The sequence below is a fragment of the Streptococcus oralis genome (assembly GCF_003943415.1).
GTDB lineage: Bacteria > Bacillota > Bacilli > Lactobacillales > Streptococcaceae > Streptococcus > Streptococcus oralis_BJ.
In genome coordinates, this window is the sequence record NZ_RJPK01000003.1 from 168145 (window position 1) to 180695 (window position 12551).

Below are 12551 nucleotides of genomic sequence, written 5' to 3' on the forward strand. Positions count from 1 at the left end.
CATGCTGAAATGGGAAGACCTACCCGTGGAAATGCAATCAAGCGAGGTTGAGTCTTACTACCAGCTTGTCTCTAAAAGGAAGGGTTCGCTGATTTTCAAGCGTTGCCTGGATTGGGTTCTGGCCCTGTTTTTGCTACTTTTGACTTCTCCCATCTTTCTTATCTTGAGCATTTGGATCAAGTTGGATAGCAAGGGACCTGTCATTTACAAGCAAGAGCGCGTGACCCAGTACAATCGTCCGTTCAAGATTTGGAAGTTCCGTACCATGGTAACGGATGCGGATAAAAAAGGAAGTCTAGTGACTTCAGCTAACGATAGCCGTATTACCAAAGTGGGAAATTTCATTCGCCGTGTGCGCTTGGACGAACTGCCTCAGCTGGTCAATGTCCTTAAAGGCGAAATGTCCTTTGTCGGTACAAGACCTGAGGTGCCACGCTACACCGAGCAGTATAGCCCTGAAATGATGGCGACCTTGCTCTTGCCAGCCGGAATCACCTCTCCAGCTAGCATCAACTACAAGGATGAGGACACTATCATCAGTCAAATGACCGAAAAAGGCCTGTCAGTTGACCAAGCCTATGTCGAACATGTCCTCCCTGAAAAGATGCGCTATAATCTCGCCTATCTCCGAGAATTTAGTTTCCTTGGAGACATCAAAATCATGTTTCAAACCGTGTTTGAGGTACTAAAATAAAGTAGTCATAAGAAAATGAGTACAGATAAAAGGAGCAAATCAATGCCAAATTACAATATTCCATTTTCACCACCTGATATTACCGAAGCTGAAATTGCTGAAGTAGCAGATACCCTTCGTTCTGGTTGGATCACAACAGGTCCTAAGACAAAAGAACTGGAGCGTCGCTTGTCTCAATACACACAGACGCCTAAGACTGTCTGCCTCAACTCTGCGACAGCTGCTCTTGAGTTGATTTTGCGTGTTTTGGAAGTGGGACCTGGTGATGAAGTCATCGTTCCAGCCATGACCTACACAGCTTCATGTAGTGTTATCACTCACGTAGGAGCTACCCCTGTCATGGTGGATATCCAAGCAGATACTTTTGAGATGGACTATGACCTTCTTGAGCAAGCCATCACTGAAAAGACTAAGGTCATCATCCCAGTAGACCTTGCAGGGATTGTTTGCAACTATGACCGTTTGTTCCAAATTGTGGAGAAGAAACGCGATCTCTTTACTGCTTCAAGTAAGTGGCAAAAGGTCTTTAACCGTATTGTGCTTGTCTCTGATAGTGCCCATGCTTTGGGATCAACTTATAAAGGACACCCTGCTGGCTCTATCGCTGACTTTACTTCCTTCTCATTCCATGCCGTTAAAAACTTTACAACGGCTGAGGGAGGAAGTGCGACTTGGAAGGCCAATCCAGCGATTGACGACGAAGAAATGTACAAGGAATTTCAAATCCTTTCCCTTCATGGTCAGACTAAGGATGCTCTTGCCAAGATGCAATTGGGTTCATGGGAGTACGATATCGTAACACCAGCCTATAAGTGCAACATGACGGATATCATGGCTTCGCTTGGTTTGGTACAATTGGATCGTTACCCTAGTTTGCTACAACGTCGTAAGGACATCGTGGATCGCTATAATCGTGGCTTTGCGGGTACTCGTATTCACCCACTGGCACACAAGACTGATACTGTCGAATCTTGTCGTCACCTCTACATCACCCATGTAGAAGGTGCTAGTTTAGAAGATCGTAATCGTATTATCCAAGAATTGGCCAAAGCAGGAATTGCAAGTAATGTACACTACAAACCGCTTCCTCTCTTGACAGCCTATAAGAATCTTGGTTTTGATATGGCAGATTATCCAAGAGCCTATGCCTTCTTTGAAAATGAAATTACGCTCCCTCTTCATACAAAATTAAGTGATGATGAGGTTGATTATATCGTTCAGACTTTGGTGAGAATTTCCGAAGAAATACTCGGTTCAGGAAAAAAATCATAAAAAAATCTTGACAAAGATAGAACAATAACATATAATATTCTCAATAAATCAGAAAAGTAACTATATTCGATCTTCAGGGAGCCTGTGGTGATTGTGAACAGGTGGTTGGAAGTAGTGAAAGTGGGCTGATTTTAAAAATGAATTTGAAACAATGAAAATTCGGTGCGCACACCTTACAGTGCAACTTGTTGTTAGACAAGGCAGAGATGTAAAGGGGAATAGTCCCTTTATAATTGAGGTGGCACCGCGTTACCAACGCCCTCACACGGATTGATTTCTGTGTGTGGGCTTTTTTCATATCTTTAAATTAATACTGAAAGAGGAAAACTTTTATGACAACTAAAGGTTATTTTGGACAATTTGGTGGTAGTTTTGTACCGGAGCCGATTCAGGCTTTGTTGGATGAGTTGGAAGTGACATTTGACAAATACAAGGATGATCCAGAATTTTTGGCAGAATTTCGCCATTACTTGAAGGATTATTCTGGTCGCGAAACACCGCTTTATTTTGCGGAAAGTTTGACAGACCACCTAGGTGGAGCTAAGATTTATCTCAAGCGCGAAGACCTTAATCACCTTGGTTCTCACAAGCTCAACAATGTTTTAGGACAAATTCTTCTTGCCAAACGTATGGGCAAAAAAAGAGTGATCGCAGAAACAGGAGCTGGTCAGCACGGTGTTGCGACAGCAGCTGCTGCAGCTAAGTTTGGTATGGCCTGTGATGTCTACATGGGGGCAGAAGATGTGGAGCGTCAACGACTCAATGTCTTCCGTATGGAGATGATGGGAGCGACTGTTCACGCAGTTGAAACGGGGACACGAACTCTTAAGGATGCGGTTGATGCAGCCTTTGGAGCATGGATGAATGACCTTGAAGCCTTCTACGTTTTGGGATCTGCTGTAGGACCTCATCCTTATCCTACAATTGTTCATGAATTCCAAAAGGTCATCAGTGAAGAATCTCGCCGTCAAATCTTAGAAAAAGAAGGCCGTTTACCAGACTACGTCATTGCCTGTGTAGGTGGTGGTTCCAATGCTATCGGTGCTTTTTCACAGTATGTGGCTGATGAAGAAGTCAAATTGGTTGGGGTCGAAGCTGCTGGGCATGGACTTGATACAGACAAGCATGCAGCTACTATGACAAAAGGTAGTGTCGGAATTGTCGACGGGATGAAGACCTATGCAGTCTTTAAGGAAGATGGAGAGCTGGCGCCAGTTTACTCTATCTCAGCTGGTTTGGACTATCCAGGCGTTGGCCCAGAACACGCCTACTTCAAAGACTCAGGTCGCGTGGAATATGTGGCAGCGACGGATGAAGAAGCTGTTCAAGCCCTCCTCCTTCTCAGCAAGACAGAAGGGATTATCCCAGCGATTGAAAGTTCACACGCTATCGCAGAAGCAGTTAAACGTGCGCCAAAACTAAGTAAAGATGACATTATCATCATCAATGTCTCCGGTCGTGGAGACAAGGACGTATCTGCGATAGCAGACTACCTAGAAGCTAAAAAATAACAGATGGAAAAAATACAGTCCTTTCTCTCACAGAGAGCTTGTGGTTGCTGGAAACAAGCAGAGAAAACTGTAAGGTTGGGTCCATCTGACATGAGAGAAGAAAACATAATTCTCAAGGGAGTGCCCTTTATCGCACAGCCTGTTACAGGAAGTTTCTGAGACAGGAAGGAGAGATAGGAGAAATCCTATAATTGAGGTGGCACCGCGAATTTCGTCCTTACGCAAGTTGTTTTGCGTGGGGATTTTTCATACAGTCGCCACGGACTAGAAGTAGAACTGAAAGGGAAATTACAATGGAACGAATCATTCATGGAGATGTCTTATCACCAATCTTGGCTTATATGCGCCTAAAGGGGCAACACAAGGTGATCTTAGAGAGTATTCCGAGAGACAAGGAAACCGCTCGTTTTTCTATCCTAGCCTATAATCCTGTTTTTGAGATTAAGTTTGAAAATGGAGTCCTTTATCAAAATGGTCAAGTGATTGATCGGGATCCCTTGGATTTCCTTTATCAAGTGACTCATAAGAGCCAGCACTATTCTGACCTCCCTTTTGGTGGGGGAGCTATTGGCTTTGTTGGTTACGATATGATTTCGCTTTATGAAGAAATTGGCCAAATCCCTGAGGATACCATTGGGACGCCAGACATGCATTTTTTTGTTTATGAGAGCTATATGGTCTTTGACCACAAGAAGGAAAAAATCCATGTCATCGAGGATGCTCTTTACAGCGAGCGTAGTCAAGAAGACTTGGAAAAAACCTTGAAGCAAGTGCTTGAGGAATTACGCATCCCTGCTCCAAATGAATTTGAAGACTTGGATCTATCTCCGCTGGACTTCAAACCGCATATCGCTCCTCAGAAGTTTGAGGAAATGGTGGAAACAGCTCGTGACTTGATTCGTAATGGTGATATGTTCCAATGTGTGCTCAGTCAGCGTTTCTCAGCAGAGGTTACTGGCAATCCATTTGACTTCTATAGAAATCTTCGCGTGACCAATCCATCTAATTACCTCTATTTCTATGATTTTGGGGATTATCAAATCATCGGTGCCAGTCCAGAAAGTTTGGTTTCTGTCAAAAATGGCATCGTGACAACCAATCCGATTGCCGGTACGCGACCAAGAGGGGCTACGGATGAAGAGGACAAGGCCTTGGCGACTGACCTGCTTTCTGATGAGAAGGAAACAGCAGAACACCGGATGTTGGTAGACTTGGGACGCAATGATATTGGTCGCATCTCTGAAACGGCAAGTGTCCAAGTCACCAAGTATATGGAAGTGGAGCTCTTCCGCTATGTCATGCATTTGACCAGTGTGGTCAAGGGACGGTTGCTTCCAGAACTCACTGCTATGGATGCTTTAAAATCAACACTTCCAGCTGGAACAGTTTCAGGAGCTCCAAAGATTCGAGCTATGAGACGAATCTATGAACTGGAAACGGAAAAACGGGGCGTATATGCAGGAGCAATCGGCTACTTGTCTGCGACGGGTGATATGGATTTCGCCATTGCCATCCGAACTATGATTCTCAAAAATCAAACAGCCTATGTGCAGGCTGGGGCAGGGATTGTTTACGACTCTATCGCTCAAAACGAATACCAAGAAACCATTAACAAGGCTAAATCTATGACTAGAATTGGAGAACTAAGACCATGATTTTATTGATTGACAACTATGATTCTTTTACCTATAACTTGGCGCAGTACATTGGGAATTTTGCAGAAGTGCAGGTCTTGAGAAATGATGATCCTAAGCTGTATGAAGAAGCTGAAAAAGCAGATGGTCTGGTTTTTTCTCCCGGTCCTGGTTGGCCAGTTGATGCTGGTAAGATGGAAGATATGATTCGTGATTTTGCCGGCAAGAAGCCGATTCTAGGAATTTGTTTGGGTCACCAAGCCATCGCAGAAGTCTTTGGTGGGAAGCTAGGTTTGGCTCCAAAAGTCATGCATGGGAAACAGAGCAACATCAGCTTTGAAGCGCCATCTGTTCTCTATCAAGGCATTGAGGATGGTCGTCCAGTCATGCGTTATCACAGTATTTTGATTGAAGAAATGCCAGAAGGCTTTGAAGTGACAGCTCGTTCGACTGATGACCAGGCTATTATGGGAATTCAACACAAAAGCCTGCCGATTTATGGCTTCCAATACCATCCAGAGAGTATCGGAACGCCAGATGGCTTGTCTTCTATTCGGAATTTTATCGAGAAGGTTGTAAAGTGAGGAAACTAGGATGAAAGAGATTATTGAAAAACTAGCAAAATTTGAACATTTATCAGGTGTGGAAATGACGGACGTCATTGAGCGTATCGTAACTGGGCGTGTAACCGAAGCGCAGATTGCTTCTCTCCTTTTAGCTCTTAAGATGAAGGGGGAAACACCGGAAGAGCGCACAGCCATTGCACAAGTCATGAGAGGGCATGCCCAACACATTCCAACTGAGATTCATGACGCCATGGACAACTGTGGTACTGGTGGAGACAAGTCCTTCAGCTTTAACATTTCAACAACTGCAGCCTTTGTCTTGGCTGGTGGCGGCATTCACATGGCCAAGCACGGTAACCGTTCGATTTCCTCTAAATCAGGTTCGGCAGATGTCCTTCAAGCATTGGGTATCAATCTTGACCTCAAACCAGCTGAACTAGGTAAGGTTTTCGATAAAACTGGCATCGTCTTTCTCTTTGCTAAAAATATGCACCCAGCTATGAAATACATCATGCCAGCTCGTTTGGAATTGGGAATTCCAACAATTATGAACTTGACTGGTCCACTGATTCACCCAATGGCCTTGGAAACACAGCTGCTTGGCATTAGTCGTCCAGAACTTCTAGAAAGTACAGCTCAGGTTTTGAAAAATATGGGTCGCAAACGTGCCATCGTGGTTGCTGGACCAGAAGGGCTGGATGAAGCTGGCTTGAATGGAGCTACCAGCATTGCCCTTCTTGAGAATGGCAAAATCACCTTGTCAAGCTTTACTCCAGAGGATTTGGGGATGGAACGCTACGCTATCGAAGATATCCGTGGTGGCAATGCTCAGGAAAATGCAGAAATTTTGCTCAGCGTTCTTCAAAACGAACCAAGTCCATTCTTGGAAACGACAGTTTTAAATGCTGGTCTTGGTTTCTATGCCAATGGTAAGGTAGCTAGTATCAAGGAAGGAGTTGCCTTGGCTCGTCAAGTGATTGCTAGTGGCAAGGCCCTTGAAAAACTCAGACTGTTACAGGAGTACCAAAAATGAGTCAGGAATTTTTAGCACGAATCTTAGAGCAGAAGGCACGTGAGGTCGAGCAGATGGAGCTGGAGGAAATCCAGCCCTTGCGCCAGACCTATCGCTTGGCTGAATTTTTGAAGAATCACCAAGACCATTTGCAGGTGATTGCTGAGGTCAAGAAAGCTAGCCCTAGTCTGGGAGATATCAATCTCGATGTGGATATTGTACAACAGGCCCAGACTTATGAAGCGAATGGAGCAGTGATGATTTCAGTTTTGACAGATGAAGTTTTCTTTAAAGGGCATTTGGATTATTTGCGTGAGATTTCTAGTCAGGTAGAGATTCCGACTCTGAACAAGGATTTTATCATCGATGAAAAGCAAATCATCCGCGCTCGAAATGCAGGTGCGACAGTTATTTTGCTCATTGTGGCAGCCTTGTCAGAAGAACGCCTCAAAGAACTGTATGATTACGCGACAGAGCTTGGTTTGGAAGTCTTGGTGGAGACTCACAATCTAGCTGAACTTGAAGTGGCCCACAGACTTGGTGTTGAGATTATTGGGGTTAACAATCGCAACTTGACCACCTTTGAAGTCGACTTACAAACCAGTGTAGACTTGGCCCAGCACTTTAAGGAAGGTCGCTATTACATTTCTGAATCTGCTATTTTCACAGGGCAGGATGCGATACGTGTTGCACCATACTTTAACGGGATTTTGGTGGGAACAGCTCTCATGCAGGCAGAAGATGTGGCTCAAAGAATCAAGGAGTTGCAGATTGACAAAGGTTAAGATTTGTGGACTATCGACCAAAGAAGCGTTAGAGACAGCCGTATCAGCAGGGGCCGACTACATCGGTTTTGTCTTTGCACCTAGTAAAAGACAGGTGAGCTTGGAAGAGGCCGCAGAGCTGGCAAAGCTCATTCCTGTAGATGTACAAAAGGTTGGTGTATTTGTTTCACCAAGTCGGGCTCAACTGCTAGAAGCGATTGAAAAAGTTGGCTTGGACTTGGTTCAAGTTCATGGTCAGGTAGCAGCTGATTTGTTTGAGGATTTGCCTTGTGCCAGCATTCAGGCGGTGCAGGTGGATGGAGATGGTCATGTCCCCAATTCTCGGGCAGACTATCTACTCTTTGATGCCCCTGTGGCAGGGAGTGGCCAGACCTTTGACTGGGGTCAACTAGATACGACGGGACTAGCTCAGCCCTTCTTTATCGCAGGTGGGCTTAATGAAGATAATGTAGTAAAAGCAATTCAACATTTTACTCCCTATGCAGTAGATGTATCAAGTGGAGTGGAGACGGATGGACAAAAAGATCATGAAAAGATTAGAAGATTTATAGAGAGGGTAAAGCATGGCATATCAAGAACCAAATAAAGATGGATTTTATGGAAAATTCGGCGGACGTTTTGTCCCAGAAACATTGATGACAGCAGTTTTGGAGCTGGAGAAGGCTTATCGTGAAAGTCAGGCAGACCCAAGTTTCCAAGAGGAATTAAACCAACTTTTGCGCCAGTATGTAGGACGTGAAACTCCCCTTTACTACGCAAAAAACTTGACCCAGCATATTGGTGGAGCCAAGATTTACCTCAAACGGGAAGACCTCAACCATACAGGGGCTCACAAGATTAACAATGCCTTGGGACAAGTTCTTCTGGCTAAACGCATGGGCAAAAAGAAAATTATCGCTGAAACAGGTGCTGGTCAGCACGGTGTGGCAACTGCAACAGCTGCGGCTCTCTTTAACATGGAATGTACTATTTACATGGGTGAGGAAGATGTCAAACGCCAAGCCCTTAACGTCTTCCGTATGGAGCTTTTGGGAGCCAAGGTTGAGGCTGTGACTGATGGTTCGCGCGTGCTCAAGGATGCGGTCAATGCAGCCCTTCGTTCATGGGTGGCAAATATCGATGATACCCACTATATCCTTGGTTCAGCATTGGGCCCTCATCCTTTCCCAGAAATCGTTCGTGACTTCCAAAGTGTCATCGGTAAGGAGGCTAAACAACAGTACCGTGATTTGACAGGACAAGACTTACCAGATGCCCTAGTAGCCTGTGTTGGTGGTGGTTCTAATGCTATCGGTCTCTTCCATCCATTTGTAGAAGATGAGTCAGTAGCCATGTATGGGGCTGAGGCGGCAGGACTTGGTGTGGATACAGAGCATCACGCAGCGACCTTGACCAAGGGGCGTCCAGGTGTCCTCCACGGTTCTCTTATGGATGTGCTCCAAGATGCCCATGGTCAAATTCTTGAAGCCTTCTCTATCTCAGCAGGTTTGGACTATCCAGGTATCGGTCCAGAGCATTCTCACTACCACGATATCAAACGTGCGACCTATGTTCCAGTGACAGACGAAGAAGCCTTGGAAGGATTCCAACTCTTGTCTCGTGTGGAAGGGATTATCCCAGCCTTGGAATCAAGCCATGCTATTGCCTTTGCAGTGAAATTGGCCAAAGAACTCGGACCAGACAAGTCTATGATTGTCTGTCTATCAGGTCGTGGGGACAAGGATGTAGTTCAAGTCAAAGACCGCTTGGAAGCAGATGAAGCAAAGAAGGGAGAAGCCCATGTCTAAGACACTAACAGAAAAATTGAATGCTATCAAAGCAACCGGAAAAGGAATTTTCGTTCCTTATATCATGGCTGGGGACCATGAGAAAGGTTTGGATGGTCTTGCTGAAACAATCCACTTTTTAGAAGATTTGGGCGTTTCTGCAATCGAAGTAGGCATTCCCTTTTCAGATCCTGTTGCAGATGGACCTGTGATCGAAGAAGCAGGCTTGCGCAGTCTAGCTCATGGGACTTCTACCCAAGCTTTGGTTGAAACCTTGAAAACCATTCAGACTGAGGTGCCACTGGTCATCATGACCTACTTCAATCCCCTCTTTCAGTACGGGGTGGAGAAATTTGTCAGAGAACTGGCAGATACAGCGGTTAAGGGATTGATTATCCCAGACCTGCCTCATGAGCATGCCAACTTTGTAGAGCCATTTTTGACAGACACAGACATTGCCCTGATTCCACTAGTAAGCTTGACAACAGGAATTGAGCGACAAAAAGAGTTGATCAAGGGAGCAGAAGGCTTCGTCTATGCCGTTGCTATCAATGGGGTAACAGGGAAGTCAGGAAATTACCGTGCAGACTTGGACAAGCACTTGGCACAATTGCATCAAGTAGCTGACATCCCAGTCTTGACAGGATTTGGTGTGTCTAGTCAAGCCGATGTCGAACGCTTCAATGCGGTGTCAGATGGTGTCATCGTCGGTTCGAAAATTGTAAAAGCTCTCCACCAAGGAGAGCCGATTCAGGACTTTATCAAACAAGCAGTAGCTTACCAAAAATAATCAAACAAGCAGCAAGTAAGAGGAAAGGCACAAAAGGAAGTCTTTCCTTTTTCTTTTGCAGGAGAAAGGCCAGGATGCCCGTCGCAGAAGCAAACTGGATCAAGATGAGTAATTCGGTCGCGCTAAAGACGAGAGCACAAGAAGCCAGAAAGAGAAAATCCCCTGCTCCCATACTGATATCAATAAAATGAGCCATGATTCCAAGGATAAGGAAGAAGACCATGACTAGATTCCAACCAGAGCAGGCCATGAGGATTAGGTGGAAAGTCAGCCAGACTAGTAAGGGATATTCCTGATGGCGAAAGTCGTAGATGCCCAAGGTCAAGCCGGCAGTGATTAGGATGACTTGACCCAAGGAAAGCCAGCCCCAAGACCAAGCCAGAAAGAGGAGTCCTAAGCCTAGTTCAAAGAGGGCATACCAGATAGGATAGCGAGCCTTGCAGTAGCGACAGCAAAAGCGATTAACCACCTGCGAAAGGATAGGAATCAAATCTAGCGGACGCAAGCGAGTCTGACAGGAACCGCAGTGACTAGCTGGGCTGATAATGGATTGCTCAGGGAAACGGTCAATGACCAAACCTAGAAAGGAAGCGAGAATGCTCCCGACAAGAAAAAAATAAAAATCAATCATACTTATCTATTCGTAAAAAATAGGAGAAGTGGTATAATGGAGAAACATAGATAAGAAGGTGAGTTCAAGATGACAATTCGTTTTGAAGAAAAGGTAAGTATAGAAAACGCTCAATTCGTATGCCAATGGTCTAACTCCCTTGGCAAATCCTTTCAAGAACAATGGATGGGAACAATGATTCCTTTTCCCTTGACAATTCAAGTCTTGCAAGATTTGGAAGGAATCTTTTCAATCTTTGATGGACAAGAGTTTGTGGGGCTTATCCAGAAAATCAGGCTAGAAGACAGAAATCTTCATATCGGGAGATTTTTTATCAACCCCCAGAAACAGGGGCAAGGCTTAGGTAGCCAGGCTTTAAGGAAATTTGTTAGTTTGGCCTTTGAAAATGAAGACATAGATACTATTTCTCTAAATGTCTACGAGGCAAATCAAAGAGCCAAGCACCTCTATCAAAAAGAAGGATTTGAAATCGTTCAGATGGTTGAAACACCTATACGAAAATACATCATGAAGAAGGGGAGATAGCAGATTGACTTTGTAGTAAAAACTCCTTTTTCGTTGTGAAGAAGGCTATACTACTTTAAAGGTAGAAGGAATGGCTCGTATGAAAAAAACAGATATTTTTAAAGACATTGTTTGGATTATGACACATGATTCATCTACAGTAAAAGATCGCAAAGGGTGCAACCCTCAGCCTTTTCTAGAAAAGATTACAGATGATATGACTGAGCAAGAATTTCTTTATCAAGTCAGGACTTATCTTGCTAGTTTTGGGATTATTGGGCATATTTCTTTCCATAATAAAAAATCAGGTCCGAAAGGTTTTCTTTTGAGGATAAGTGAGCAGGAAATGTTTGTTGAGGAAGCAAACCAAGATACAGGTCTCCAAGTGGGGGATCGAATCCTCAGTCTGGACGGGATGAGTTTGGAGCAAGTAGCTTTGCAACACCCAAATTACTTTATTAGTCTGACTCCAGAAAGACGATACCGAGAATGGGCAGATTTGCTACTGATGGCAGAGCAAGTGACCGTCTTGCGAGATGGGCAGGAGATGTCTATTACAGTTCGTGCTAGCCAGAAAGCTCAAAAAGCTCAGATTTTTTGGAAAGAGTTGGAGTCAGATATCCTCTATCTACGTTTAGATAATTTTATGGATGAAGAAGTGATTAACCGTTTATACCAAGAGTGTTTGCAGAAGATTGCTGAGACAGAAACTCTTATTATAGATGTCCGTTACAACAATGGGGGCACGGATTCTTTGTATTTTCCGCTCTTACATCTTGGCTTGGAGGAAGGGAAAGGCTATGACACTCTTGATTTACAGGATGATGGAATGGAAATTCTCTATACAGAAGGAAATGTCGACCGACGCTTAAAAGACTTTGAAACATGGCTTCAACAAGAAAATATCAGTCCTGATACGGTGAAACTGCTTGAAGATTTTCGTAATAATTTACTCCAAAATCGAGGGAAAGGCTATGTTCGGTATCAGGATGATCAAGACGAGCTTTTCCCAGGTGTTAAGGGTGGTCACTATCCAGAGCAGATTTTTATTTTGTCGGATATTTATTGTGCATCATCAGGAGATAATTTTGTCAAGATGATGAAGAATTTTAAGAAAGTGACAGTTATCGGCCGTCCAACGCTTGGTATTTTAGACTACTCAAATTGTTGCAAGGTAGATTATGATGATTACTTTTTGATGTTCCCAACTTCTCGCTGGTTGGCTATAGATAAAGGCAAAGGGATGACGGACAAAGGTGTTCTTCCTGATATAGAAGTCCCTTGGACTCCTGCACATTTTGAACGAGATGTAGATCTAGATAAATGTCTGGAGTTGATTGAGATGAAGTGGAAATATTAGATTGTTTAAATAAAAGACTTAGTTCT

General features: G+C 44.2%; 13 protein-coding genes and 1 other annotated feature. Of the genes, 12 read left to right on the forward strand and 1 reads right to left on the reverse strand.

What is annotated here, in order from left to right; translation table 11 throughout:
• The first annotated feature begins 1 nt into the window (after window position 1).
• The 10 genes from D8801_RS05485 (at window position 2) to trpA (ending at window position 10030) form a co-directional block, all read left to right on the forward strand.
• On the forward strand, window positions 2-694 hold the full coding sequence (locus D8801_RS05485; RefSeq protein WP_057489297.1) for a sugar transferase: 693 nt from the start codon (window positions 2-4) through the stop codon (window positions 692-694).
• Window positions 695-736: 42 nt separating this feature from the next.
• Window positions 737-1966, forward strand: a complete 1230-nt coding sequence (locus D8801_RS05490) for a DegT/DnrJ/EryC1/StrS family aminotransferase (protein WP_185758502.1) — start codon at window positions 737-739, stop codon at window positions 1964-1966.
• Between the two features lie 34 nt (window positions 1967-2000).
• Window positions 2001-2232 (forward strand) — a binding site (T-box leader).
• 66 nt (window positions 2233-2298) lie between these two features.
• Window positions 2299-3477, forward strand: coding sequence for a tryptophan synthase subunit beta (gene trpB / locus D8801_RS05495; protein WP_125848429.1), 1179 nt, complete (start codon window positions 2299-2301; stop codon window positions 3475-3477).
• A 293-nt stretch (window positions 3478-3770) separates the two neighbouring features.
• On the forward strand, window positions 3771-5132 hold the full coding sequence (gene trpE, locus D8801_RS05500; protein WP_125848431.1) for an anthranilate synthase component I: 1362 nt from the start codon (window positions 3771-3773) through the stop codon (window positions 5130-5132).
• The gene (locus D8801_RS05505; protein ID WP_070526729.1) at window positions 5129-5695 is read left to right on the forward strand and encodes an aminodeoxychorismate/anthranilate synthase component II; all 567 of its coding nucleotides are present in this window, start codon (window positions 5129-5131) and stop codon (window positions 5693-5695) included. The genes trpE and D8801_RS05505 overlap by 4 nt, the downstream gene beginning before the upstream one ends.
• Before the next feature lie 10 nt (window positions 5696-5705).
• Window positions 5706-6710 carry an anthranilate phosphoribosyltransferase gene (gene trpD, locus D8801_RS05510; protein WP_000658672.1) on the forward strand — a complete coding sequence of 335 codons (1005 nt, stop codon included), beginning with the start codon at window positions 5706-5708 and terminating at the stop codon, window positions 6708-6710.
• Window positions 6707-7474, forward strand: coding sequence for an indole-3-glycerol phosphate synthase TrpC (gene trpC / locus D8801_RS05515; protein ID WP_125848433.1), 768 nt, complete (start codon window positions 6707-6709; stop codon window positions 7472-7474). Before trpD ends, trpC begins: the two co-directional genes overlap by 4 nt.
• Complete coding sequence (locus D8801_RS05520) at window positions 7461-8060, forward strand: phosphoribosylanthranilate isomerase (RefSeq protein WP_185758503.1); 600 nt, start codon at window positions 7461-7463, stop codon at window positions 8058-8060. The genes trpC and D8801_RS05520 overlap by 14 nt, the downstream gene beginning before the upstream one ends.
• The gene (gene trpB, locus D8801_RS05525; protein ID WP_125848437.1) at window positions 8038-9261 is read left to right on the forward strand and encodes a tryptophan synthase subunit beta; all 1224 of its coding nucleotides are present in this window, start codon (window positions 8038-8040) and stop codon (window positions 9259-9261) included. The genes D8801_RS05520 and trpB (D8801_RS05525) overlap by 23 nt, the downstream gene beginning before the upstream one ends.
• A complete protein-coding gene (gene trpA / locus D8801_RS05530; RefSeq protein ID WP_125848439.1) occupies window positions 9254-10030 on the forward strand; it encodes a tryptophan synthase subunit alpha in 777 nt (258 codons plus the stop codon). The genes trpB (D8801_RS05525) and trpA overlap by 8 nt, the downstream gene beginning before the upstream one ends.
• Here trpA and D8801_RS05535 read toward each other — a convergent pair.
• Window positions 10002-10661: a prepilin peptidase gene (locus D8801_RS05535; protein WP_125848441.1), complete on the reverse strand. Its 660-nt coding sequence runs from the start codon at window positions 10659-10661 to the stop codon at window positions 10002-10004. The two genes, trpA and D8801_RS05535, sit on opposite strands and share 29 nt — an antisense overlap.
• Before the next feature lie 69 nt (window positions 10662-10730).
• Between D8801_RS05535 and D8801_RS05540 the strand changes: the two genes are divergently transcribed.
• On the forward strand, window positions 10731-11186 hold the full coding sequence (locus D8801_RS05540; protein ID WP_125848444.1) for a GNAT family N-acetyltransferase: 456 nt from the start codon (window positions 10731-10733) through the stop codon (window positions 11184-11186).
• A gap of 79 nt (window positions 11187-11265) precedes the next feature.
• Complete coding sequence (locus D8801_RS05545) at window positions 11266-12525, forward strand: S41 family peptidase (RefSeq protein ID WP_125848446.1); 1260 nt, start codon at window positions 11266-11268, stop codon at window positions 12523-12525.
• The last annotated feature ends 26 nt before the right edge of the window (window positions 12526-12551 follow it).

What these genes read in the sequence shown, in the direction of transcription:
- D8801_RS05540 (WP_125848444.1), top strand. Translation starts at nt 10,731, where the DNA reads ATGACAATTCGTTTTGAAGAAAAGGTAAGTATAGAAAACGCTCAATTC.
- trpB (WP_125848429.1), top strand. Translation starts at nt 2,299, where the DNA reads ATGACAACTAAAGGTTATTTTGGACAATTTGGTGGTAGTTTTGTACCG.
- D8801_RS05505 (WP_070526729.1), top strand. Translation starts at nt 5,129, where the DNA reads ATGATTTTATTGATTGACAACTATGATTCTTTTACCTATAACTTGGCG.
- D8801_RS05535 (WP_125848441.1), bottom strand. Translation starts at nt 10,661, where the DNA reads ATGATTGATTTTTATTTTTTTCTTGTCGGGAGCATTCTCGCTTCCTTT.
- trpD (WP_000658672.1), top strand. Translation starts at nt 5,706, where the DNA reads ATGAAAGAGATTATTGAAAAACTAGCAAAATTTGAACATTTATCAGGT.
- trpA (WP_125848439.1), top strand. Translation starts at nt 9,254, where the DNA reads ATGTCTAAGACACTAACAGAAAAATTGAATGCTATCAAAGCAACCGGA.
- D8801_RS05485 (WP_057489297.1), top strand. Translation starts at nt 2, where the DNA reads ATGCTGAAATGGGAAGACCTACCCGTGGAAATGCAATCAAGCGAGGTT.
- trpE (WP_125848431.1), top strand. Translation starts at nt 3,771, where the DNA reads ATGGAACGAATCATTCATGGAGATGTCTTATCACCAATCTTGGCTTAT.
- trpB (WP_125848437.1), top strand. Translation starts at nt 8,038, where the DNA reads ATGGCATATCAAGAACCAAATAAAGATGGATTTTATGGAAAATTCGGC.
- D8801_RS05545 (WP_125848446.1), top strand. Translation starts at nt 11,266, where the DNA reads ATGAAAAAAACAGATATTTTTAAAGACATTGTTTGGATTATGACACAT.
- trpC (WP_125848433.1), top strand. Translation starts at nt 6,707, where the DNA reads ATGAGTCAGGAATTTTTAGCACGAATCTTAGAGCAGAAGGCACGTGAG.
- D8801_RS05490 (WP_185758502.1), top strand. Translation starts at nt 737, where the DNA reads ATGCCAAATTACAATATTCCATTTTCACCACCTGATATTACCGAAGCT.